The sequence below is a fragment of the Sediminivirga luteola genome (assembly GCF_014639315.1).
Taxonomy (GTDB): domain Bacteria; phylum Actinomycetota; class Actinomycetes; order Actinomycetales; family Brevibacteriaceae; genus Sediminivirga; species Sediminivirga luteola.
Genome location: NZ_BMFY01000021.1, coordinates 1 through 24419, shown reverse-complemented (window position 1 = coordinate 24419; position 24419 = coordinate 1). Strand labels below are relative to the sequence as shown.

19 protein-coding genes are annotated in these 24419 nt (G+C 70.3%); 8 read left to right on the top strand and 11 right to left on the bottom strand.

Features of this window, described 5'->3' with window-relative positions:
- Positions 1-10: 10 nt before the first annotated feature.
- A complete protein-coding gene (locus IEW13_RS16350; RefSeq protein WP_188551979.1) occupies positions 11-2713 on the top strand; it encodes an alpha-amylase family glycosyl hydrolase in 2703 nt (900 codons plus the stop codon).
- A gap of 105 nt (positions 2714-2818) precedes the next feature.
- Positions 2819-4621: a malto-oligosyltrehalose trehalohydrolase gene (gene treZ / locus IEW13_RS16345; RefSeq protein ID WP_188551978.1), complete on the top strand. Its 1803-nt coding sequence runs from the start codon at positions 2819-2821 to the stop codon at positions 4619-4621.
- A gap of 277 nt (positions 4622-4898) precedes the next feature.
- Here treZ and IEW13_RS16340 read toward each other — a convergent pair whose 3' ends face one another.
- The 10 genes from IEW13_RS16340 to IEW13_RS16295 all read right to left on the bottom strand — a co-directional run bounded on the left by IEW13_RS16340 (position 4899) and on the right by IEW13_RS16295 (position 18247).
- Entirely contained in the window at positions 4899-6005 is a 1107-nt protein-coding gene (locus IEW13_RS16340; protein ID WP_229745266.1) for an MBL fold metallo-hydrolase, read from the bottom strand.
- Positions 6006-7088, bottom strand: coding sequence for an ABC transporter ATP-binding protein (locus tag IEW13_RS16335; RefSeq protein ID WP_188551977.1), 1083 nt, complete (start codon positions 7086-7088; stop codon positions 6006-6008).
- Entirely contained in the window at positions 7085-7978 is an 894-nt protein-coding gene (locus IEW13_RS16330) for an ABC transporter permease (RefSeq protein WP_229745265.1), read from the bottom strand. Before IEW13_RS16330 ends, IEW13_RS16335 begins: the two co-directional genes overlap by 4 nt.
- A complete protein-coding gene (locus tag IEW13_RS16325; RefSeq protein WP_188551976.1) occupies positions 7975-8883 on the bottom strand; it encodes an ABC transporter permease in 909 nt (302 codons plus the stop codon). Before IEW13_RS16325 ends, IEW13_RS16330 begins: the two co-directional genes overlap by 4 nt.
- Positions 8884-8885: 2 nt before the next feature.
- A complete protein-coding gene (locus tag IEW13_RS16320) occupies positions 8886-9950 on the bottom strand; it encodes an extracellular solute-binding protein (protein WP_188551975.1) in 1065 nt (354 codons plus the stop codon).
- Positions 9951-10452: 502 nt separating this feature from the next.
- Entirely contained in the window at positions 10453-11502 is a 1050-nt protein-coding gene (locus IEW13_RS16315; RefSeq protein ID WP_188551974.1) for a LacI family DNA-binding transcriptional regulator, read from the bottom strand.
- A gap of 225 nt (positions 11503-11727) precedes the next feature.
- Entirely contained in the window at positions 11728-12402 is a 675-nt protein-coding gene (locus IEW13_RS16310) for an O-methyltransferase (RefSeq protein ID WP_373283599.1), read from the bottom strand.
- A 194-nt stretch (positions 12403-12596) separates the two neighbouring features.
- Entirely contained in the window at positions 12597-13958 is a 1362-nt protein-coding gene (locus IEW13_RS17610; protein ID WP_229745264.1) for a hypothetical protein, read from the bottom strand.
- A complete protein-coding gene (locus IEW13_RS16300) occupies positions 13948-15651 on the bottom strand; it encodes an HsdM family class I SAM-dependent methyltransferase (RefSeq protein WP_188551973.1) in 1704 nt (567 codons plus the stop codon). The genes IEW13_RS17610 and IEW13_RS16300 overlap by 11 nt, the downstream gene beginning before the upstream one ends.
- A gap of 385 nt (positions 15652-16036) precedes the next feature.
- Entirely contained in the window at positions 16037-18247 is a 2211-nt protein-coding gene (locus IEW13_RS16295) for an ABC transporter ATP-binding protein (protein WP_229745263.1), read from the bottom strand.
- Positions 18248-18329: 82 nt separating this feature from the next.
- On the opposite strand from IEW13_RS16295, the gene IEW13_RS16290 reads away from it, so the two are divergent.
- The 3 genes from IEW13_RS16290 (at position 18330) to IEW13_RS16280 (ending at position 20083) form a co-directional block, all read left to right on the top strand.
- Complete coding sequence (locus tag IEW13_RS16290; RefSeq protein ID WP_188551972.1) at positions 18330-18911, top strand: TetR/AcrR family transcriptional regulator; 582 nt, start codon at positions 18330-18332, stop codon at positions 18909-18911.
- Positions 18912-19014: 103 nt separating this feature from the next.
- The gene (locus IEW13_RS16285; protein ID WP_188551971.1) at positions 19015-19431 is read left to right on the top strand and encodes a hypothetical protein; all 417 of its coding nucleotides are present in this window, start codon (positions 19015-19017) and stop codon (positions 19429-19431) included.
- A 4-nt stretch (positions 19432-19435) separates the two neighbouring features.
- Positions 19436-20083: a hypothetical protein gene (locus IEW13_RS16280; RefSeq protein ID WP_188551970.1), complete on the top strand. Its 648-nt coding sequence runs from the start codon at positions 19436-19438 to the stop codon at positions 20081-20083.
- A 6-nt stretch (positions 20084-20089) separates the two neighbouring features.
- Here the strand turns inward: IEW13_RS16280 and IEW13_RS16275 are convergent, their stop codons facing one another.
- Positions 20090-21181 carry a transaldolase family protein gene (locus IEW13_RS16275; protein ID WP_188551969.1) on the bottom strand — a complete coding sequence of 364 codons (1092 nt, stop codon included), beginning with the start codon at positions 21179-21181 and terminating at the stop codon, positions 20090-20092.
- Between the two features lie 276 nt (positions 21182-21457).
- Between IEW13_RS16275 and IEW13_RS16270 the strand changes: the two genes are divergently transcribed.
- The 3 genes from IEW13_RS16270 to IEW13_RS16260 all read left to right on the top strand — a co-directional run bounded on the left by IEW13_RS16270 (position 21458) and on the right by IEW13_RS16260 (position 24302).
- Positions 21458-22222 carry a GntR family transcriptional regulator gene (locus IEW13_RS16270; protein ID WP_229745262.1) on the top strand — a complete coding sequence of 255 codons (765 nt, stop codon included), beginning with the start codon at positions 21458-21460 and terminating at the stop codon, positions 22220-22222.
- Positions 22223-22369: 147 nt separating this feature from the next.
- Positions 22370-23395, top strand: a complete 1026-nt coding sequence (gene iolC / locus IEW13_RS16265) for a 5-dehydro-2-deoxygluconokinase (RefSeq protein WP_188551967.1) — start codon at positions 22370-22372, stop codon at positions 23393-23395.
- Positions 23388-24302 carry a Cgl0159 family (beta/alpha)8-fold protein gene (locus tag IEW13_RS16260; protein WP_229745261.1) on the top strand — a complete coding sequence of 305 codons (915 nt, stop codon included), beginning with the start codon at positions 23388-23390 and terminating at the stop codon, positions 24300-24302. Before iolC ends, IEW13_RS16260 begins: the two co-directional genes overlap by 8 nt.
- The last annotated feature ends 117 nt before the right edge of the window (positions 24303-24419 follow it).

Below are 24419 nucleotides of genomic sequence, written 5' to 3'. Positions count from 1 at the left end.
AGAGGCGCCGATGGCACCGACGCGACCGCCGATGTCCACCTACCGCCTGCAGATCACGCCCGACTTCACCCTGTATGACGCGGCCGAGGCAGTGCCGTATCTGACCCGCCTGGGCACCGGCGCCGTATACCTCTCCCCCATCCTGACCGCCGCCTCCGGTTCCGCGCACGGTTATGACGTGGTGGACCCGACACGAGTCGATCCGGCACGCGGTGGCGAGGAGGGCCTGCGCGCACTCAGCTCCGCGGCCCACGCCGCCGGAATGCGGGTGATCGCCGATCTGGTTCCCAACCACATGGGCGTGGCGGACCCACAGGAGAACTCCTGGTGGTGGGACGTGCTGCGGCACGGACGCGAGTCCGCCTACGCCGGGTTCTTCGACATCGACTGGGACGCCGGCGACGGCCGCATCGTGCTGCCCGTCCTGGGCTCGGCAGAGGATCTGGCCGCCGTGACGGTGGATGCCGGTGCCGGGGTGCTGCGCTATTACGAGCACGCCTTCCCCCTGGTGCCGGGCACGCTCGGGCCGACGCACGGGTCACAGGAGCTCTCCGCCGTGCTCGCCGCGCAGCACTACACGCTGGTCTCCTGGCGGGAGGACCACCGGCTGAACTACCGGCGGTTCTTCGCGGTCAAGGAACTGGCCGGCCTGCGGGTGGAGGAACCCGCGGTGTTCGACGCCGCGCACGCCGAGGTGGCCCGCTGGTTCACCGAGGGGCTGGTCGACGGGGTCCGGATCGACCACCCCGACGGGCTGGCCGATCCCCGCGGCTACCTGGAACGGCTCGCAGAGCTGACCGGCGGCGCCTGGACGCTGGTGGAGAAGATCACCGAGCCCGGCGAGGCGCTGCCGGACGACTGGGCCGCCCATGGCACCACGGGGTACGAGGTCATCCGCGCCATCGACGGGTACCTGGCCGGCTCCGGTGCCGCCGGCGCCTTCGCCGCCCTGACCCCGGAGGCCGAGTTCGACGAGGTCGCCCTGACCGCCAAACGGGAACTGGCCGCAACGGCGCTGCGGGCGGAGTTCCTGCGTCTCACGCGCCTAGCAGAGGCCCATCTGCCCTCCGGCATCGTGCGTGGGCGACCGGACGCTGGCGCGGTTGCGGGCGCCGGGGCCCACCATGGCACGCCGTCGGCAGGCAGCCGCGCGCACGGGTCGAGGGAAGCCGGCGCCGCATCAGAGGGCGCGGACGCGCCGCGCGCCGACCTCCTGGAAGAGGCGCTGCGCGAGATCGCCGTCCAGTTCCACGTCTACCGTTCCTATGCAGGGCAGCCGCAGGACGAGCTGGACGCGGCGATGACGCGTGCCGGCCACGCGCGCCCGGACCTCATCGGACTCGTCGACGCGCTGGCCCCGCTGCTGCGCGAAGACGACCACCCCCTGGCGGTACGGTTCCGGCAGACGACCGGCGCCGTCATGGCCAAGGGCGTCGAGGACACCGCGTTCTACCGGTACGCGCGGCTGACCAGCCTCAACGAGGTCGGCGGCCAGCCCGACGGCTTCCCGTCCGAGGAAACAGGTCACCCGGATGGATCACATGCCGCCGCCAAAGGATCCGCTGGCGCAGGGCACCAGGGCGACGCCGCGCGTTCCGGCCAGTCCGGCCGCGCTGGAATGTCCGGGGACGCCGCCCGGTTCCACGCCCTCATGGCCGAGCGGGCGCAGACCACGCCTTGGGCGATGTCCGCCCTGACCACGCATGACACCAAGCGCAGCGAGGACACCCGAGCCCGTATCACCGTCCTCGCCGAATGCCCGGAGGACTTCGCGCGGTTACTGGCCTGCGCACGGCAGACGGCACCGCTCCCGGACGCACCCGAACTCGAAGTCCTGCTGTGGCAGGCGATCATCGGCGCCTGGGAACCCGCCACGAGCACGGGAGGCGCCCACGCGCAGCTGGCCACGAAGACCGGACCACCCGCGGATCTGCGCGAGCGGCTGCACGCCTATGCGCTCAAGGCCGCGCGCGAACAGGCCTGGCACACCGCCTGGACCGATCCTCATGAGCAGTTCGAGACGGCGCTGCGACGAGCCGTGGACCTCACCTTCGACGATCCCGGGCTGCGCGCGGAGATCGACCGCCTGGACGGCCTCATCCGCCGCCCGGCCGAGCAGCTCAGCCTGACCGCCAAGACCCTGCAGCTCATGGCGCCCGGCGTCCCGGACGTGTACCAGGGCACCGAGCTCCGGGATCAGTCCCTCGTCGATCCGGACAACCGCCGGCCCGTGGACTTCCAGCGGCTGGCGGGCCTGCTGGCGGCGCTGGACGGACCCGGCGAGACCTTCGACCAGGCCAAACTGCACCTGACCAGCACGCTGTTGCGGCTGCGGAACCGCCACCCGGACCTGCTGGAACCGGGGAGCTACACGCCCCTGGAACTCCGCGATCCGCGCCTGATCGGCTTCGCCCGCGGTGAGGACATCGTGGTCCTGGCATCCCGCTTCCCGGTGCGAACCGCCCGCGAGGGCTGGAATGGGGCGACCCTGCACTCGGAGATCGTTCCGGGACCGGTTTCCTCGCCCGGCCTGGACCCCGGCGATGCTGCGCTCGTCCCTGCCGCGACCATGCCTGTTGCGACCGGCAGCCTGCTGGCCGAACCGCACGCCTGGACCGAGGTCCTGACCGGCAGCGCGCCCCTCCAGGACGGACGCCTGAGCAGCGTCTTCGCCCGCTACCCCGTCGCCGTATTCGAGCGGAGCCGGTCATGAACCGGTGCGACCGGAACGCTCCCCAAGGCGCAGCACGTGTCCGCGCCGCACGCGAACGGCGCGCGACCGGCACCGTCGCCTGAGATCTGGAACGAGGAGACTGCTATGACGACAGCCGACGACCTGCAGCCGTTCTCGGTGTGGGCGCCGCATGCCGGCGCGGTCACGCTCATGCACCGGCACGCGCACACCACCACCTTCCGGGAGATCCCCTGCCGGCCGGGACCTCGTGAGGGCTGGTGGACGCCGGAATGGCAGCCCGACGGGAACGAACTCGACTACGGCTATCGGCTGGACGACGATCCCGAGCTGCTGCCGGACCCTCGATCCCGCTTCCAGCCCGACGGCGTGCACTGCCCCTCCCGCACGGTGTCCCTGCCGGCGCCGGAACAATGGCCGGACCGCAACTGGCGTGGCCGGCCCTGGGACGGCGCACCCGTCTACGAACTCCATATCGGCACCTTCACCCCCGAGGGCACCCTGGACTCGGCCATCGGGCGGCTGGACCACGTGGCCCGGCTGGGTGCCGGCTTCGTGGAGGTGATGCCCGTCAACGCTTTCAACGGGGAGCACAACTGGGGGTACGACGGCGTGCTCTGGCATGCCGTTCAGCACAGCCTGGGCGGGCCGCAGGCGTACCGGCGGTTCGTCGCCGCCGCGCACGAACGCGGGCTGGGCGTGATCCAGGACGTGGTGTTCAATCACCTGGGTCCCAGCGGGAACTACCTGGAGCGCTTCGGGCCGTATCTGCACCAGGCCGCCGCCAACACCTGGGGCAAGTCGGTGAACCTGGACGGGCCCGGCTCCGACGAGGTCCGCGCCTACATCCTCGACACGCTCACGATGTTCGCCCGGGACTACGGCGTGGACGGCTTCCGGCTGGACGCCGTGCACGCATTCGTCGACTCCCGCGCGATGCACATCCTGGAGGAGATGGCCGCCCACGCGGAACGATTGTCCACCGAGCTGGGCCGGCCGCTGACCCTGATCGCCGAGTCCGACCGCAACGATCCCGCCACCGTGACCGAACGCGACGCCGGCGGCATGGGCCTGGAGGCGCAGTGGTCCGACGATTTCCACCACGCGCTGCACGTGGCGCTCACCGGTGAGACGAGCGGCTACTACGCGGACTTCGAGCCGTTCTCCGCTCTGGCCAAGACCCTGCGTGGCGGTTTCTTCCACGACGGCACCTATTCCTCCTTCCGTGAGCGCCACCACGGGCGGCCGATCCCGCCGGAGCGGGTGCGGCCTTCGGCGCTCGTGGTCTCCGCGCAGACCCACGACCAGGTGGGCAACCGGGCTGCCGGGGACCGGCTCAGCCAGACCCTGCCGCCGGACCGGCTGGCGGTCGCGGCGACCCTCCTGCTGCTGAGCCCCTACACGCCGATGCTGTTCATGGGCGAGGAGTTCGCCGCGCAGACGCCGTTCCAGTTCTTCACCAGCCATCCGGAGGAATGGCTGGCCGAGGCGGTGGCCGCCGGGCGGCGGGAGGAGTTCGGCCGCCACGGCTGGGACCTGGACGCGGTGCCCGACCCGCAGGACCCGGAGACCTTCATCCGGTCCAAGCTGCGCTGGGAGGAGACCGCCCAGGGCACGGGCGCCGCGCTGCTGCGGCTGCACCGGCACCTGGCGGCCCTGCGCGCCGAGCGCATCACCGGCAGGGAGCTGGGATTCGCCGATATCCACGTGGAGCATTCCGAAGACGAGCGCTGGCTGGACCTGCGGCTTCCGGGCGTCCGCGTCATCACCTCGCTGGGACCTGTCGGCGTCACCCGCCCGATGGCCTCCGATGAGCGGGTCCTGCTGGACACCGCCGCTTACACCCACGGCCCCGCCGCTCAGATCGACCGCACCGCCGCCGATGCCGCCCTCCGCCTGCCCGGCTGGAGCGCCGCAGTCCTGGGCTGAGTTCCCTCGCGGGCCCTCTCAGCACCCGCAGCAACCCGGCCCGTCACGCACCTGCAACGGCGAACGCGCCGCGCCAGCGGTGCACAGAACACCATGTAAATGACAGAACCACACCGTAGACGGTGGTGTTCTGTCATTACGGTGGTGTTCTGTCACCACGCGAGGTGCGCGACGCGTGTGACCGCGCCCGAGGCTGCCCGAGGCTAGATGACGCGCGTCCAGAGTTCTGGCATGCGGTGGAATGGAAACCTAAGAGCCGCCGGCGGGGCCGTGAAGGTTACAGCGTGTGTTCCTGGCCGCGGGCGGCAACGGTGATCCGGCCGCTGAACTCCTCGGCGGCATGCGCTCCCACGACCGCGCGCATCTCGTCCACGCTGAAGTGGCTCAGCACCAGATGCTTCACCCCCGCGTCGGCGGCCAGGCGGCCGGCCATGCGCCCGGTGAGATGACCGTGCCCCTCGGTGGCCTGCCGGCCCGCTTCCAGATAGGTCGCCTCGCACACGAACAGGTCCGCGTCCCGAGCCGCTTCCAGCACGCCATCGCAGCGGCCGGTGTCCCCGGAGAACGCAACGGTCACGGGACCAGCGGGCCGGTCGGCAGGGTCGCCAGGGCGGTCAGCAGAATCGGCAGGCCGGTCACCAGGATTGGCGGGCCGGTCACCAGGTGTGGCCCCGGCGGCGGCTGCCTGGCCACCGGCGCCGCCGGCACAGTCGTCGTTCCTCTGACCGCCGCTGAGATCACCGGTCGGCGCGCCGCTTTCCCAAGCGCCGCTTTCCAGAGCGTCGCTTTCCTGCGCTTCGGGCTGGCTTTCCCCGTTATGGACGCCTCTGCGGTCATGCCCGATGCCGCCACCCCAGCCGTCGCTTTCCTGCCGGACAGCAGAGACGGACTTCGCGGCGAGCGACCGGAACCGGAGGCTGGCCGCCGGGACCGGGTGATGCGCCCGGTAGGAACGCAGTTCCAGGCCCAGATCATCGAGCCCGGGTTCGATCCCGCCGTCCAGGCCCATCCCTCGCACCTCCCACGCCGCGTGCATGGGCGACTCCATGCCTGGCAGGGTGTCGATGCCGAAGACTGCATCGAACCCCTTCAGCCGTTCGGCATCGGCGCCCGGCACGTAGAGCGGGATGCGCGGCAGTTGCTCCGGGAACGTCCAACGGTAGGCCAGTGCCATCAGGTCGAGCGAGTGGTCCGCGTGCAGGTGGGTCACGACGATCGCCCGCAGATCGGACAGCCGGTGCCGGGAGACGTACTCGGCCATGACGCCCGGCCCCGCGTCCACCAGCACGGCGCCGGCGGCGGTGCGCAGCAGGTAGCCGGACGCCGGGCCCGCCGCGGTGGGGGCGGTGGCGTTGCTGCCGAGAATCTCCACTGTCAGGGTCACTTATGCCTCCTTCTCGCCGAGCACCACACCGCGGCGCTGGGCGATCGTCACGTGCACCACATCGCCGGCGGCGACCGGCACGGGCGTCTGGGCGGAGATGGTCCGCCCGGCCAGATCCAGCTGCGCGAGCGTGCTCTCGCCGACGAACTCCGCCTGGCGCACATGTGCTTCGATGCTCCCGGCCGGCGGGTCCGGCTGCCCGTGACTCAGCGCCAGCGCGGTGGGCCGCAGCAGCAGCCGGGCGGGCTGGTCACCGGCAGGCGGGGTGACATCGTCGAATGTGCTGGAGGGGATGCGCCAGCGGCCCTCCAACGCCTGCACGCCCTCGGGCGTGAGCACCGCGTCGATCAGCGCGGCGTCGCACAGGAAATCCGCCACGAAGGCATCGGCGGGGCGAGCCCAGAGTTCCCTGGGCGCACCGATCTGGACGAGCCTGCCGGCGCGCATCACCGCGACCAGATCGGCCATCGCGAGCGCTTCCTGCCGGTCGTGCGTGACGATCACGTTCACGCTGGTGGTGGCGTCCAGCAGAGTCAGCATCTGGCGCCGCATGCCGCCGCGCAGCTGGGGGTCGAGCGCGGCCAGGGGTTCGTCCAGCAGCAGCACGTCCGGGTTGATGGCCATCGCGCGGGCCAGGGCGACCCGCTGCCGCTGACCACCGGACAGTTGCGCGGGCTTGCGGCGTTCCAGCGCGCCCAGCTCGGTGAACTCCAGCAGCTCGTCCACCCGCGACCGGCGCTGCGCGGCCGGGACACCCCGGGCCTTGAGCCCGTACTCGATGTTCCCGCGCACGCTCAGATGCGGGAACAGGGCGTAGTGCTGCGGCACCAGACCGATGTTCCGTTTGGAGGCCGGCACGCCGGTCAGATCCCGTCCGCCCAGGACCACCCTGCCCTCGGAGGCGCCGATGAGCCCGGCGATGGTGCGCAGCACAGTGCTCTTGCCGCATCCGGAGGGCCCGACGATGGCCAGGGTCGCGCCGTCGGGCACGTGCAGGTTCAGTTCTTCCACGGCGCGAGTGCCGTCGTAGTCGACGCTCAGGCCCTCGATCACGAGTCCGCCGGTGTTCGTCACGTCGTTCACGCTTTCGGGCCTTTCGTCGAGCGGGTGATGCGCTGGGAGAGCACCACGATGAGCAGGACCGGCACGATGCACAGGATGAACAGCGCGGTCTTCGCCGAGGCCAGTTCCAGCCGCTGGGTGGAGTAGGCGTCGAACAGGGCGAAGGGCGCCATCGGCGCGGCCGGCGGGTTGATGAAGAAGCTGATGTTGAACTCGCCGAAGGACAGCGCGAACGCGGTGATCACCGCCTGGATGAGCGCGGCGGCGCTGACCGGAACGGTCACGGTCGCCAGGACCCGCCAGGCCGGTGCGCCCAGGCTCAGGGCGACGTCCTCGCAGTCGCGCAGTTCACGCTCCCCGAACACGGGCACGAGCGCGGCCAGGGTGAACGGCAGCGTGAAGAGGACATGTCCGGCGAAGAGCAGCGCCCCTGAGGGTCGCAGTTCCGGGTACACAGTGATCAGCCCGATGCTCAGCGCGATGCCGGGCACGGCGAGGGGCAGGGTGGCCAGGAACGACACCGCCCGGGTGAGCGGGGAGCCGCTGCGGGCCAGCCACATCGCCAGCGGCCCGCCGAGGGCGAGGTTGGCCGCGACGACGCCGAGCGCGACGGTGGCGCTGCGGCCCAGGGTCGGGTTGATCTGTTCCCAGGCCTGGACCAGCCACTGGCCCGTGACCCCGCCGCCCCAGAGCCCTTGGGCGGAATTCATGCTGGTGGCGACCACGAAGGAGATGAGTACGGGGAACAGGATGAAGACCAGGCAGAGCGCCACGGCGATGCGCGTGGCGGCCCCGGTGGCGGTGCCGGGGACGCGAGCCGGCCGCCGGCCGCCCGGGGTGGCGGCTGCGGCACGGCCGGGCAGATCGGGACGACCGGACCGGCCAGAGTGCGTCTGCTGCGGCGTGCTCATGCGCGGCTCCTCTCGAGGATGCGGGCCAGGCCGCGGGAGACGGCCAAGGTGCCGGCGGCCAGCATGGCCAGCACGACCGCCAGACCGGAGGCGGAGGCGACCTGGTAGCGGTTGGAGAGTTCATCGGCGACGGAGAGCGCCAGCAGCCGTTCCCCCTGGGAGAGCGTTGCGATGGTGCCGTAGCCGCCGATGGTCACTGCAGCGGCGGTGCCCAGCACCTCCACCACGGCCGGGAGGACGATGGGCAGGGACACGGTGAAGAAGGCGCGCAGCCGGGAGGATCCCAGGGTCCGGGCGGTGTCCACGAGGGAGTGGTCGAAGGAGGACATGACCGCGCGCAGCGGACCGATCACCCGTGGGAAGGAGAAATAGACATAGGCCGCGAAGAGCCCGGGGATGGCGTAGGCCATGCCGCCGAAAGCGGGGATCGCCTGGGCGAAGAGGCCGGTGCGGCCCAGCATGAGGATGGTGAAGAAGCCCACGACGATGCCCGGCAGGGCGATCGGCAGCGTGAAGACGACGCTCACCAGAGCGCTGCCGCCCAAGATTCCGGGTCCGCGGTCCTGCTCGTGGCGGGACATGGCCAAGGTCAGCGGGATGCCGGCGATCAGCATGATGAGCACCGAGCCGATGCCCACCACGATCGAGTTGATCAGCTCCCGGCGCAGCCGGGCCTCAGTGAACACCTGCAGCAGATGGCCGAAGGTGAAGCCCGGCTGCTCGCCGCTGCCGGTGGCGCCGAGGCCGAGCGCGGTGACGCTGAGGATGGCCAGCGGCACGGCGCCGAAGATCAGCAGCACCGCGATGCCGGGAAGCGCCGCCGGCAGGGAGGAGAACCGCGCCTGGGCGGTTCCCCTCCGCCGCCGGACCCGCATCCCGACGGGATAGCGGAGAGCAGTGGTCACGCTCAGCCCACCTGCTGCGCGTACAAGCCGGTGAACTCCTCCTGGACCTCGCCCATGCGGGAGTAGTCCACGGTCGCGGCCCGCTCGTATTCCTCCGGCGGGAGGACCTTGTCGGCGAGCTCCTCCGGGAACTCCCCGACCGCCGGGCGCATGAAGCCCTGGGAGAACAGCGCCTGGCCGTCCTCGGAGAAGTAGAAGTCGAGCAGGTTCTTGCCGTTGTTCGGGTGCGGGGCACCGTTGACAAGGCCGACGACGTAGGGGATCTCCAAGCTACCCTCTGCGGGGATGACGACCTCGATGTTGCTGCCCTGCTCCTGCAGGTTGTAGCCGTTGAAGTCGGCGTCGATGAGGATCGGGATCTCACCCTGCGACAGCGAGGCGGTGGCGGTCTGGGCCGGGGTCACGGCGCCGTTGTCCGCCAGGTCGGAGAGGTATTCCAGGCCGGGCTCCCAGTTGTCCAGGTCCCCGCCGAGTGCGAGGTTCGCGGCGGTCGCCACGGAGTAGCCGACGGCGGCCTGGGAGGGGTCGAGGTAGCCGACCAGGCCCTCGTACTGGGGATCGAGCAGGTCCTCCCAGGACTGCGGGACCGGGACATCGCCTAGCGCATCGGTGTTGACCAGGAAGGCGACCGTGCCGGAGTGGACGACGTGCCACAGCTCCTCGGGGGACTTGTTGTCCTCGTCGAGCACCTCGGCACCGGCAGGGGTGTAGGGCTGGAGCAGATCGGCGTCGACGAGCTGGTCGGCGAAGGCGATGCCGACGTAGACGACATCGGCGACCGGGGACGCCGCCTCGGTCTGCAGGGCGGCGAGCGCCTGACCGGAGTTCTTCGGGTCGTTGGGCGCTTCGATGCCGGCGAACTGCGAGAACTCCGTGAGCACCTCGCCGAAGTTCGCCCATTCGGCTGGGCTGTTGTAGGTGACGACGATATCGCCGTCCTGCTCGTGCGCGAGGTCCGCTTCGGTGGCGGCGTCCGCTCCGCCGGAGCAGGCGGCGAGAGTCAGCGACGCGGCGGCGAGCGCGGCGACGGCGGTTGCGGTCCTGGCTGTGGTGGGCGTGCGACGCATGAGAACTCTCCTATGCGAGTGGGTCAGATGCGGGTCGATGGATCTGCGAGCTGGTGGGACCTGCGAGCTAGTGGGATCTGCGGGCTGATGCGCGAGACCGTTCCCGCGCGAGTTCAAACGTTTCAGCACAGGGTGAACGGAAGGCTAATGCGATGGGACAGGAAGGCGAAAACTCACGGTCGTCCGTAGTGCCGGCGGCTAAGGAGGTGTGGAGCCGGCGATGGGGACGGCGCCTGGGCGCCGTGTGTGCACGCCAGTCCGCAGAAACGATGGGCCGGCTGGCGGGCGATGTCGATCGCGCCTGCGCGCGGCGCATGCCGGAGGCAGCATTGTGTGGCGCTCACGGTCGCCGGCCCCGCGTAGACCGGCCATAGCATGGAAGCAGCCCGGGCGCGGAAATCCACCGCTGTTTCGAATCCCCACCGATGTCACCGAACTCCCGAGACATCACATCGAATCCCCGCCGATGATCTGCCGTGGATTCTCGAAACAGCGGCGGTTTTTACGCCGAGGGGCTTATGCGGAGCTCGGCGACGGACCCGCGCTCACGCAGGGCCACCGGGAGCACGATGTGCTCAACGCGGTCCTCGCGCAGCAGACGCAGGGCCTCGAGGCCGAACCGCGCCCGGTCGAAGGCGATGGTGGTCAGGCCCGGGTCCAGGAGCGCGGAGGTGGGCAGATCGTCGTGGCCGATGACGCTGACATCCTGACCGACCCGCAGGCCCAGGCGCGCGGCGACGCCGTACACGACTGCGGCCAGGTAGTCGCTGTTGAGCAGATAGCAGGGGTGTTCGGGCTGCGCCGCGTCGAGGACCCGGCGGCGGAGCTCCTCCTCGATCAGCCCGGCGACCGCGTCGGAGCGCAGGCGGGAGCGCAGGATCTCCCCCTGGATTCCGGCCGTACGGCATTCGGTGACGAAGACCTGCTCGCGGACGGCATCGGCGACGGATTCCTCTGGCGCGGCAATGAAGTCGAGGCGCCGGTGGCCGCGGCCGGCGAAGTGACTCACGGCTGCTTTGACCGCGGCCCTGTGGTCCGGGTTGATGGTGGACAGCTGCCCGGCGGCCTCGTCCGGGGGAGCTTCGACCTCGCCCATGTCCAGATTCAGGGCGACCACGCCGATGCCGGGGTGCTCGGTCATCCACGTCCGCAGCGGTCCCGAGCCGCCGACGGGCGCGATCACGATGCCGCCGACGCCCAGCTCGGCCAGGTGGGCGAGCAGGTCCTGCTGCTCTTTGAGCTCGTACTGGGAGTTGGTCACCAGGACCGCGCGGCCCTCCTCGCGGGCGCGTTCTTCCATCGCGGTGAGGCCGTCCAGGAAGAACGGGTTCCGCAGGTTGCGGATCACCACGCCGATGTCGACGCCGCGGCCGGTCCGCAGCATGCGGGCGTGCCGGTTCCCCCGGTAGCCAAGATCGTCGGCCGCTCTGAGGATGCGTTCGCGGGTCTCGTCCGAGACCCGGCCGTTGCCGTTCAGGGCGTAGCTGACGAGGGAGACGGAGACGCCGGCGCGCGCTGCGACATCGCGGAGTGAGGGGCGGGGGGCGGGCACGTCGGCAGTCTACCGGCGCGGCAGCACCGCGGCTCCGTACCCGCGGCCGGGGCGGCCGGGCCGTGCCGGACGCGGCAGCCGGGGGCGCGCAGAGTCCGGGTGTTCCCTCCGGGATGCCTGGATGGGTCTCTGAACGGCGCCGGCACCGCTGTGGGAGGGGTCAGCGCACGATCCGGCGGGAGAAACACCGGCGCCGCGCCGCGTGCGACATGGGCCTGAAGAGCCTCAGCGAATACGCGCGAGGGAGAAGCCGTCCCAGCCTTTGAGCCCGACGGTCTGCAGCGCGGTGGCGTCGATCCGGGGGTCGTCGTGCAGCGCGTCCATGAGAGCGCGCACCCCGATGACGTTGGGGTCCTCGGATGAGGCGTCGACGATGGCGCCGCCTCGGACGACGTTGTCGACGATGAGCACGGTGCCGGGCCGTCCCAGTTGCACGGCCTGCTCCAGGTAGCCGGGGTTGTTGGGCTTGTCGGCGTCAACGAAGACGAGGTCGAACGGCTCGGTACCTTCCTGGGCGAGGCTCCGGGCGGAGTCGAGAGCGGGTCCGACCAGGATGTCCACCCGTTCGCTCACGCCGGCACGTTCCAGGTTGCGGCGGGCGACGGCAGCGTTCTGCTCGCTGAGTTCGCAGGTGACGACGTGCCCTTCCGGGCCGACCGCCCGGGCGAGCCAGATGGTGGAGTAGCCGGCCAGGGTGCCGAACTCCAGGACGCGCCGGGCACCCGCGATCTGCGCGATGAGTGCGAGGAACGCGCCCTGGGCCGGCGTGATCTCGATGCCGGGAGCGGTGGTCTCCGCTGAGCTTTCGCGGGCCAGACGCAGCGCCTCGTCTTCATTGACGAGCATGTCCGTGAGGTAGCGGTCGACGGCTGCCGCGGTCGGGGCATCCTGGTCGGTCACAGCGCATCACGCCTTCCTGTACGGTTCGGGTTCCTCTCCTTGGTTCTGAAGTCTAGGCCTCCCCTCCGTTCGCGAGTGCGCACGACTGTGACGCGGCTCAGTTCGCCTCGGTAGCGTTCCGCACCCGTGCTCCGGCGGTGGGGGGATTTAATCTGCGAAAGTTCGGGCCAGGGGCATTTCGGCATCGGTTCAGCTCACACGACCGTGGCGCGGCGGCGCCGAGCTTCCCGGTGCCGGTTGACGGGGGTCGCATCCAGCACCCGTTCGACCATCGCAGCGAGGAACACGGAGGGCTGCAGCGCAGGCGGCACCTCGTCCTGAAGCAGACGCACCGCAGGCAATCCGAGTCCGTCGCCGGGGCCGGGCACGCTCTCGGCACCGATTCCCCGCTCGCCCCCTGATGTTGCTGGCACCGCGATCCCGTCCACCGCACTGCCCGGTTCCTGCCGGGTTCCGTCTGCGGATGCCCGACCGGCCCCACCGTCGGATCGAGCAGCATCGGCGGTCCCAGCCGAGGCGACTTCTGACGAGCCGCTGCCGGTGTGAGCAGTCGAGTCCACGTTGTCGAAACCGGTGCCGAGCAAGTCGAGGAGGCTCTCCTGGCCTTCGATGACCTCGTCGTCATCGGGTTCCAGTCCGGCGGCCGCGAGCGGATCGTCACCGTCGCCGGCGTCATCGCCGTCGGCAAGAGCCAGCTCATCGTCGTAGTCGATCATGAGGAGCCCGACCGCATGATAGGCGTCGTCCTCGCGGCCGAGTTTCTGCAGCAGGTCGATCAGCCATTCGGCTTTCTCGGGTTCGGTCTTCAGGATGGTGGACCGCAGCCCGTAGACGAATCCGAGCGCTGCCAGGGGGTGCCGCAGGCGGAGGTTCTTGGCGTCGCCGTAGCTCTCCTCCACGCGGTTGGCCGCGTTCTTGCCGAAGCTCGAGTCCATCCGTTTGGTACTGATGAGCAGTTCCGGGCCGGTGTCCCAGTCGGCCATGACGACGTCCACCTGTTTCAGGTAGTTCTTGCCGAGGATGTTGGCGCTGGCGCCGGCGACGCCCTTCATCGCGCCGGCGGCGAGCCGCTTCTCGACGGGGGCGCGCTCATGCTCCGGCAGCGTCTCCAGCAACCGTGCGACGGGACCGGGGAGAATCCGCGGGGCGCGGGCACGGGGCCAGACGGCGTCCGGGTCCAGGCCGGCCCGGCGCAGTTCATAGGCGACCCAGACGTCCAGCGCCAGGGCGGGCACCCCGGATGTGGTGGGGGCGGCCAGGGCGAGGGGGACGCCCAGCAGCCGGCGCAGCACGGCGTAATCGGGTTCGAAGACGAGGTCGGCGTTGGCTGCCGGGCGTGACGAGACCGGCCCTGGCACTGATCCCCGTCCTGGTCCGGGCATTGCGTGCTGCGGCTGCACGGCCTGAACGCGTGACTGACCGGGCATTCCTGCCTGACCGCCGGAGGTGTCTGCGCGACGCCAGGGATTGGTGTGATGGCCGCGCGGCGCTGCCTCGGCGACGATCCGGTCGAAGAGGTCCCAGGCGCGCGCCTTGAGAGAACGCTCAGCGGCCACTGCCACCCCTGATCCGGCGGCGGCGCATAAGCATGCCGTGGGCCTCACGGACCGCTGCCAATTCTATCTCGCCGAGCACGCCGGAACGGCGCAGCAGGATGTCGTCCACGCGGGCGGCGGCGTCCAGGAGCCGACCCCGCTCCAGCAGACGTGCCACGGCCGGTTTGATGCCCCGGAGCGCCTCGGCCTGTTCCGCCAGCAGCGCCGGCGCCGGCATGGCCCACCGGTCGGCTTCACGTGGCTCCAGCTTCAGGATGCCTCCGCCGTAGGAACGGCCGACCAGTTCGGCGCTGAGCAGCGAGGCCGAGTTGAGCGCCGCGAGCGGCAGCAGCTCCACCGCGAGGGCCTGTTGCGCGGCGTTCCCGCCGTGGAGGTACACGCCGTGGACCGAGTTGAGGTGCCGCGCCCGGGCGGGGTTGGCGACGATGCGGGGAGCGTCGGCGTTCATGCAGGTCAGCAGGAGATCTGCCGGTTCCAGCAGGGGCACGCGGTACCAGGGTGTGCGAATGCGGCACTTGTATGCCTGGTTCACCCCGGCATGCTCCCCGGCGGCGATATAGGCCTCGGTCGCCGGGTCGAGGGGCTTGCGCTGCGCCGGCCGGAAGAGCAGCGTGGCCCGTCCTTCCTCACCGAGCTGAGACAGACGCTGGGCTGAGAGCGTCAATCCGCGCAGATGGGCGCTGCCTGGTGGGGAAAGCCTGAGCAGGTCCCGCGCGGGCAGCACCAGGGAGGCGGCACGTTGCGGGGAGAGCGCGAAGTACTTGTTGTTGCCGGTGACCATGCCCAGCGTCGTATCGCCCCAGGTTTCCAGGGAGGCGAGCATACCGCCGGCTTCCAGTTCCGCCATCCGGGCCAGCAGTCGGGCGTCGACGAGGGTGGTGGTCCACTTCCCCGTCGGATCAGCGGGGTCCGCAGCCCAGGCACGGGTGTCCCCGGGGGAGTCGAGGTCCTCGGCGTTGCGGACGTGCCGCACGGTAGCCTGCCCGGCGGGCCCCTGACCCCAGCCGTCTGCCAGGAGCAGCACCACATCCGCTTCAGCGCCGGGGAACACCTGCTCGGCGAACATGACGAGCTCCACCGAGGCGAACCGCTCGAAGAGGAACTTCCGCACCGCGCCCGCGTAGTTGACGCTCAGCAGCTCCGCCGGCAGCACCAGGCCGAGGCGCCCGCCGGGAGCGAGGAACCCTGTGGCGTGGACGGTGAAAGCGGCCCAGCTGGAGGACAGTTTCGACAGCGCGACCCCCTGGGCGAGAGCCGCCTGGAGTGAGCGGCTCCGCGCCTCCCCGCTGAAGTCCTGGTACCGGATGAACGGCGGATTGCCGATCACGGCGGAGTAGTCCGGCCGCGGCCGGACGGAGAAGAAATCGGCTTCCTCAAGACGCGCGACGCCGCCGGCCGCCGACACCCGGGACCGCGCCAGGGCCGCCGAGGCGGGGTGGATCTCCACACCGTCGACCGCCGGCCGCTCCCCCGGGGCGAGCTCAGCGAGACGTTCGACCGCCGGGACGAGGAAGGAGGCGTCGCCCGCCGCGGGCTCGAAGACCCTGTCCCCGGCCATGCGCACGGCCCAGCGGGCGATGAAGCCGCTGATGGCCGGCGGCGTGAAGAAGGCGCCGCGCGCCTTGCGCGCCTCCGGGGTGTCCGGGACGCCTGCGGCACGCGCAGGAGCCTGTTCGGCGGTGGTGTCGAGCATGCACCCTATTCTGCCTGCCCGCACGGACAGTGGTTCCCGCACGGGAGAATGGGCGTCCTTCCCGGGGCGCAAGCACATGGCCTCGGGTGACGAACAGTTCGCCGGCTGCTCACGCATCGTTGCCCGCGTGTTCCCCTGCATGTCGCCCCGGCATGGTGCCATGAAGCGTAAGGACGACTGCGCCGCCCGCGGCCCCCACGGGACCCGCTGGCCGAAGTCGAGTCATAGGCGAACGCGAGTCACCCAAGGGATGTCGATGCGCTCACTCGGTTTCACCGCCCTGTTCCTGTTCCCTCCGTTCTCCCTCCTCGTGGCCCTCGCCATCCGTTGACGCCTCGGGCGGCGAGCGTTCTCATCCGCCGGAGCCGCCGCCACCCTCGCGGCTTCAGCCGGCGTTGATGCGCAGCGCGGCGACCAGGTCGCGGTAGAGCGGACTGGTGCCGAGCAGTTCGTCGTGAGTGCCCCGGTCCACGATCCGCCCGCCGTCCATGACCAGGATCTGATCGGCGTCGATGACGGTGGAGAGCCGGTGCGCGATCGTCACCACGGCGGCCCGTCCGGCTCGCTCGGCGATGGTCTCGTGAATGGCGTTCTCCGTGATGCCGTCCACCTGCGCCGTCGCCTCGTCCAGCAAGAGAACCCGCGGATCGGCCAGCAGCGCACGAGCCAGGGAGATCCGCTGGCGCTGTCCGCCGGAGACGTTCGTCTCGCTCAGCGGAGTGTCCAGCCTCTGCGGCAGCGCCTCAACCTTCTCCCGCAGGAACAGCCGGTCGAGCACCTCGTCGACGCTTTCCTCCGAGGCGCCGGGGTTGGTGAAGAGCAGATTGTCCCGGATGGTGCCCGGCACGACCGGCGTCTCCTGTTCCACATAGGCGAAGGCACTGCGCACCTGCGCATGGGTGAGGGCGCCGTAAGGCACGCCGTCGAGCCGGAGTTCACCGGACTCCGGCTCCAGGAACCGGAGCATGAGGGAGAGCATCGTCGTCTTGCCCGCCCCGGACGAGCCCACCAACGCCAGATGACCATGCCGCGGTACGACCAGCTCGATGTCCCGGACCGCCGGCTCCATCCCGGGCGCATAGCGTGCGGTGACGGCGCGCATCTCCAGGACCGGCGGTTGCCGGTCGCGGTGATCGCTTGCTGCGGGCTCGGGGTGCGCGGCGCTGCGCTGGCTCCTTGCCGGTTCCCCCTCCGGCGCACGGTTTCGCTCCACCGCCTGTCCGGGACGCTCCACCGCCGGTCCGCGACGCTCCGCCGCCGCAGATGCGGGACCTGCGCCCGGGGAGCCCGCCGATGAATCCGCTTCCGGCCGCGCCCTGCCCCGCTCCCAGCCTCCGTTCGCCGGCACCGCCCCGGCACGCTCCGCCGCGGGCGGCGCGATCACTGGCCTTCCGCTTCCCGTCGCCACCGCCGATATGGTTCCCGGCACGGCCGGCTTAGCGGCTTCAACACCGCGATCGGCTCGGCGAAGTTCCCGCTCGGCGGCGTCCGCATCGGCGGCATCCTGGCGGCCGGCGGCGATGGCGACATCGGCTCCGGGCGACTCCACCTCCATCTGCTCGATCTGGCGGATCCGGCCAGCCGCTGCCATGCCTGACTGCAGGGTGGTGAGGTTCTGGGTCAGCTCCATGATGGGCCCGCTCAGGCCCCAGACGTAGAGCAGGAAGGCGATGAGCGTGGAGACGGTGATCTCCCCGATGGACACGCGGTAGGCACCCAGGGCCAGCACCATGATCACGGCGATCTCCAGCCCGGACATCGCCACCGTCCAGGCGGTCGCCTGGATCCGCACGGACGTCAGGCTGAAGCGCCGCGATTCGCCGACGTGACGCATCAGGCCCGCGAACCGCCGTGGCTCCGCCCCGGAGGACTTCACCGTCTTGATCGCCCGGACGGTGCCTTCGAGTTCCGATCCGAGCCCGCTCAGCGCCGCCTGAGCCTTCTCCTCGACCTTGGAGATCCGCGGCATGAGCACGATGAACAGGACGACGACGACCGCTACAGCCGCCATCGTGGTCAGCAGCAGCACCATGTCCAGTCGCCCCATCAGGATGAGCGAGCCGATGAGCATGATGCTGCCGTTGATCAGGCCGATCACACTGGACGAGGCGGCCTGGTTCAGCAACACGGTGTCGGAGGTGACGCGAGTGACCAGTTCACCGGGCGAGCGGCCCAGCAGCGCGAAGACGCGCGCACCGAGGTACCGCAGGATCATCCGCCGGCGCGCGTCGTAGACGATGTTCTCCGCGAGCGTGCCGAGCATCACCCATTGGAACCAGCCGATGACGGCGCCGAGCACCATGAGCGCCGCGAGCACCAGCACCGGATCGCGCAGCGAGCCGTCGACTTCGAGCGTGTCCAGCACCCATTTGGTGACCATGGGGCTCGCCAGTCCCATCGCCGAGACCGCCAGGGCGAGCACGAGCCCGAAGACCAGCACACGCAGGTAGGGACGGGCGAAGGACCACAGGATGGTCAGCCGCTCACGGGTCGGCACCGCGGGATCGCCGGTGCCCGGGGCCTCGGGACCGGCGGTCTGGGAGGAACGCGGTGCCGCCGGGGACGACGGCGTAGCAGACTCGTTCAGGTCACTCATGACAACTATTGAGACATTTATGTCGCATTTTTGTCAACCTGAGAACTATTCTGCACCGAAAGCATCTTGTACTCTGAAGTGCATGCCCGAGCTCAGCACGACCGCCGAACGCACCCGCCGCTCCATCCTCATGGCCGCGGTGGAGGTGCTCGGGGTCAATCCAGGAGCGCCGCTCGCCGAGGTCGCGCAGCGAGCCGGCGTTTCCCGCAGCACCTTCCACCGGTACTTCGCCGACCGTTCGGCGCTGAAGGCCGCGGTGGACGAGCTCGCGCAGCAGGAATGGGTTCAGGCGGTCCAGAACGCCAGACTGGACGACGGCACCGGACTCGAGGCCTACCGGCGTCTGTGCGGGCGGCTGATGGAGAGCCTTCCCGTCCTGGTCTGGTGGATGAGCGCGGCCGGCTCCGGCGCCGCCGAGGCGCAGGAGAGCAGCTGGGACGAGCAGAATGCCCTCATCGCCGCAGCGATCCAGCGTGGGCACGAGGACGGCAGCATCGACCGGGCGCTGAGCGTGGAATGGATCAGCAGCCTGATCTGGTCCACTCTCTACGCAGTGCACTTCATCCCCCCCGAGAGCCGCACGGGGCTGAGCCCCTTCGAAGCGCGGGAACAGGCGATGCGCACGCTGCTCAAAGGGGTCGCCGCCGAGCCGCCGGCCGTGTGAGAGACGGCCGTCCTCACGGGCCCGGCACAGCTCACGCTGGGCGCGCGCACAGCAGACGCGCCGGCAGTGGACACGGCCTCTGCGACGTGGGAAACTGGCGGCCATGCATCAGACCTCGGATGGCACCGCCGTGCGGATCGCCGACGTCCTCCTGAAGTACCGCTCCGCAGAGGAAGCCCCGCAGATCGCCGACCGCCTCACCGCTGCGGGCGTCTCAGGCGAAGAGCTGCTGCAGGCACTGCAGACGCTGGGGGATTCACTCGTCGACGCCCAGCCCGCGGGCCGTCCCGAAGCAGTTCGGAACGCACTCATCGCCGGCGAGGTCCAGGCGTATACGAGCGCCGCGTACCGCCGCGCCGCCGCACTGCGCGCCTCCGCCCTCACCGTGGCCCTGCACCAGACCACGCTGGCCTCAGTGGCAGCCGAACTCGGCGTGAGCCGCCAGGCGGTGTTCAAGATCGTCAAGAACAAGGAGACCCCCGCGGCGTTCCCGCCGCGTCTGGACATCAAGGACCGGTGAGGCGGTGGGCCGGAGCACCCCAATGCTCATGTTCGGCGGCGCCACCGCGGTAGAGCGGATCGGCGTCGCCGGCGCCGTTCTGATCGCCGTCGCCGGACTCTCCCTCTTCGCGGATTCAGCCCTCCGCTTCCTCACCCTGGCCGGCGCCTGCATCGTCATCCTGCTGACCAGCTTCGCCTCTAACCGGTTGCACTGGCAGGCCAGGTGGCACCTGGTCGACGGCGTGGAGGGAAATCCCATCTCCCCCTCATGGCGCCTCGCGGAAGCCGGACTGACGATCCTGCTGGCCTCGGCCACCGCTGCGGCCGCCCGGGCCCTGGGCTCCTACGAAGGGCCCGGGGAGCAGCTGACCCCGGGCGACCAGCTGTGGGCGGCCACGACCGGGATGCGCACCATCGGCGCCATGCTCATGCTCCTGGCGGTCGCGAACATCGTGCGCCCGCTGTGCCGGTGGCAGACGGTCATCGTCATCGCCTGCGGTTACGCACTGGCCAGCGCCGGGCTGTGGCTGTGGACCGATGTGCTGACCCCCGACGAGTGGCACGCCGCGCAGACGGCCGTCGCCTTCGTCGCGGCGCTCGTCCTGGCCGGCTTCGTCATCACCGCGCGCCGCCTGAGCTATCTGCTGCTCAGCCGCGCCGACGGTCCCTAGCCGCCCTCAGGGAGCGGGGACCAGCACATCGCGGACCAGGGCGTCCAGCCGGGCGTCGGCGTCAAGGAACTGCCGCAGCGTCTTGCGCGCCGCCCCGAAGGACTCGAACTCCTCCGGCGTCATGCCGTCGACGTCGTAGGCGCGGGAGAAATCCGGGATTCGCGCCCGCAGAGTCTCGATGATCCGCTCGTCCACCGGCTCGTCGATCCGGTGCAGGTCGACCGGGATCCGGTTCTCGTTGATCCTGACCTGCCAGTCGAACGGCGGGGAGATGACCAGATCGCCGCCGATGAGTTCCGACCAGTGCAGGTGGGTGCGGAAGGCGGCGGAGAGGATGCGGGAGCGGAAGCCCCGCTCGGTGAAGATGCGGTAGGCCTTCTTCAGCGCGGCGACCCCCGCCCAGTCCAGATAGCCGGGCTCGATCAGCAGCCGCTCGCGTGCGGCGACGGCCTTGAGCCAGTCGTCCAGACGGCCACCCATGATGGTGACGACATTGCCGAATTCGTGGTTCTCCAGTCCCTCTGCGGCACGCCGGTCCAGGCCGCGCTCGATCGCCTCGGCGACGGCGACGGCCTGCGCCACCGTGAACGAGACCGTGGCATTGACGCTGACTCCGCGGTAGACGGCCTCCTCGATGGCCCGGATCCCGGTCGCGGTGGCGGGGATCTTCACGATGATGTTCTCCGCCAGCTGCGAGAACTCCACGGCCTGGGCCACGAGCGCCTCGGCATCGCGGTGCAGTCGCGGGTCCGTCTGGATGGACAGCCGTCCGTTGCGTCCGCCGCTGGCCTCGAAGGCGGGCTCGAGCAGAGCGGCGGCGGAGACGGAGAGCTCCTTCACCACCCGCCAGCCGAGCCTCGACTCGCCCTCGGACGGGTACTCGGCGGCGAGCTGCTCCAGCCGCGGCCGCCAGGTGTCCAGATCATTCTGGATCGCGGTCAGGGCGATCACGGGATTGCAGGTCGCACCGACCGCGCCGAAGCCGATCGACGCCTTCAGCTCCCGAGGGTCGGCGGAGTCGTTCCAGAGTGCGGTGGGAGAGTTCTCGGCGGCGTAGCGCAGGGGCAGCACGGCGTCGTTGCCGGAATGCTGGGTCATGGTCTCCATCCTCATCGTCTCATCAGTCACCGGCGGCCGGCGGCACTCGACGGCGCGCCGCAGGATCCATCCGCGGTAAGGCCCGATCCGGCCCAGCAGGGAGCGACTGCGTCGTCACGGGTCCCTGCCGACGATCTTAACCCGAAACGGGCAATTTGTCCTGACATTAACTCATATCCATGCAGGCCGGCAGCCCTGCGCGAACCCGGAACGTGGCGCGTGTGATGTGACATGCGTCCCGTATTGTTGCTACATAACCGGACGAAGGAGGCGTCATTGGCGCGCCAGCCAGAAGTGAAACTGCCGGCCGAGCTGTTCCGCGATCTGGAGCGGAGCGGGCCCGTGCCGCTCTACTACCAGATCTCCAACCGCCTGGAGGACGCGATCACCTCCGGTCAGCTGCCGGCCGGCACCCGGCTGGAGAACGAGATCGCCCTCAGCGAGCGACTCGGGCTCTCGCGCCCCACGGTCCGCAGGGCGATCCAGGAACTCGTCGACAAGGGCCTCCTGGTCCGCCGCCGTGGAATCGGCACGCAGGTCGTACACGGCCAGGTCAGCCGCAAGGTGGAACTCACCAGCCTCAATGAGGACCTCCGCGAGTCCGGGCGGCGCCCCGCCACCACCGTGCTCGTGCACGAGGTGGTCCCGGCCGACGACGCGGTCGCCCGGGCCCTCGTGGTCCAACCCGGCTCCCCCACGCTGCACATCCGCCGCCTGCGGACCGCCGACGGCACCCCGCTGGCGATTCTGGACAACCATCTGCCCGAGGCCTACACGGACCTGGACCGCGAGGACCTCCAGGAGCGGGGCCTGTACGAGCTCTTGCGGGAACGCGGCGTGGTCTTCAGCGTCGCCAAGCAGGTCATCGGCGCCCGGCATTGCACGGCCAAGGAGGCCGAACTGCTGGACGTCCCCAAGACGAGTGCCGCACTGACCATGAGCCGCACCGCCTTCGACAACAACGGCATGGCGATCGAGCTCGGCGAGCACTGCTACCGCCCGGATCTGTACTCCTTCGAGATCATGCTCGTCAGCCGCTGAGAGGCGGGTCGCCGGCGGCAGATGCGCCCTTCCCGTGAAGGCACCCATGTGCTAATGTCATAACAAATGACCTCCACGGGTCGTGCCCAGCGCTGTGCTCGCATTCGCAGGGCGTGCCCGGCCAGCGAGAAAGTTGTACACCGGCGTATGACAGCAGCATCCTTCTCCCAGGGAAGCCCTGACGCTTCACAGCCGCCCGCCACCGCCGCCTCCGGGGACGGTCCCTTCGACGTCATCACGATGGGCCGCATCGGCGTGGACGTGTACCCGCTGCAGGACGGCGTGGGCCTGGAGGACGTGGAGTCCTTCGGCAAGTACCTCGGCGGCAGCGCGGCGAACGTCGCCGTCGCGGCGGCACGCCACGCGCGGCGCAGCGCCGTCATCACCGGCGTCGGCGACGATCCCTTCGGCCGGTACCTCAAGCGCGAGCTCACCCGGCTCGGCGTGGACAACCGGTTCGTCGGCACCTCGCATGGGAACCCGACCCCGGTCACCTTCTGCGAGATGTTCCCGCCGGACGACTTCCCGCTCTACTTCTACCGCCAGCCCAAGGCACCGGATCTGGAGATCTCGCCGGAGGACCTCGACACCGAGGCCATCGCCTCCGCGCGGATCTTTTGGGCCACCGTCACCGGGCTCTCCGCCGAACCCAGCCGCAGCGCGCACCACGCCGCCTGGAAGGCACGCGGCCGGCGCCCCCTGACCATCCTCGACCTGGACTACCGGCCGATGTTCTGGGAGTCCCCGCAGGTCGCGTCCGAGGCCGTCGGTGCCGCGCTGGAGCACGTCACCGTCGCCGTCGGCAACCGTGAGGAATGCGAGGTCGCGGTCGGGGAGACCGAGCCGGAACGCGCCGCCGATGCGCTGCTGGAGCGCGGCGTGGAACTGGCGATCGTCAAGCAGGGCCCCAAGGGCGTCCTGGCCAAGACCCGGGAGGAACGGGTCGAGGTGGCGCCACACCTGATGGAGGTCGTCAATGGGCTTGGCGCCGGGGACAGCTTCGGCGGCGCGCTCTGCCACGGCCTGCTGGCCGGCTGGGACCTGGAACGGCTCTTCCGCTTCGCCAATATGGCCGGCGCCATCGTGACCACCCGCCGGGAATGCTCCACCGCCATGCCCACCACCTCGGAGGTGGAAGCGCTGTTGAAGGAGAAGGAGGCCGCCGATGCCTGAGCTGAAGGCCCGCACGGAATTCAGGTACCTGGACCCGGCGGCACTGCAGCGGGTGCGGGAGATCCGTGCCGCGGATCCCGAGGCCATCGACCGCGCGCTCCAGGCCCGTACCCGCCGTGAGCTCCTCGGCCCGGACGGGCGGCTGTTCATCGTCGCCGCCGATCACCCCGCCCGCGGCTCACTCGGAGTGGGGGGCGATCCCGCCGCGATGGCCGATCGCAGCGATCTGCTCGACCGGCTCGCCCTGGCGCTGAGCCGCCCCGGCGTGGACGGCGTCCTGGCGACCGCGGACATCGTCGACGATCTGGCGCTGCTGGGTGCCCTGGAGGGCAAGATCGTGGTCGGCTCCATGAACCGCGGCGGCCTGGCGGGGTCCCGGTTCGAACTCGACGACCGGTTCACCGGATACGACATCGCCGGGATCAAACGGGCCCGGCTCGACTTCGCCAAGACGCTGCTGCGGGTCAACCTCTCCGATCCCGGAACCCTGAGCACCCTGGTGGCCAATACCCGCGCGGTCAACGAAGCCGCGGACGCGCAACTGCCCATCATGCTCGAGCCGTTCCTGAACGTCTGGGACGGTGAGCGGGTCCGCAACGTCCTGACCGCCGAGGCGACCATCAAAGCGCTCAGCATCGCCGCCGGCCTGGGACGCAGCTCCGCCTACACCTGGATGAAGCTGCCCGTGGTGGACGAGATGGAGAAGGTCATGGCCGCCACCACGCTGCCCACGCTCCTCCTGGGCGGAGAACGTAGCGAGGACCCCGATGCGACCTTCGCCACCTGGGAGCGCGCCCTCGCGCTGCCGGGAGTCCGCGGCCTCACGGTCGGCCGCAGCCTGCTCTACCCCGCTGACGACGACGTCGAGCGCGCCGTGGACACCGCCGCCAGGCTCGTGCACGGCTGATCACCCACGATCACGAAAGGGAACCACCATGTCTGATTTGCCGCTCATCCCGCACTGGATCAACGGAACCGAACACCACACCACCGGCACCAACACCGCACCCGTCTACAACCCCGC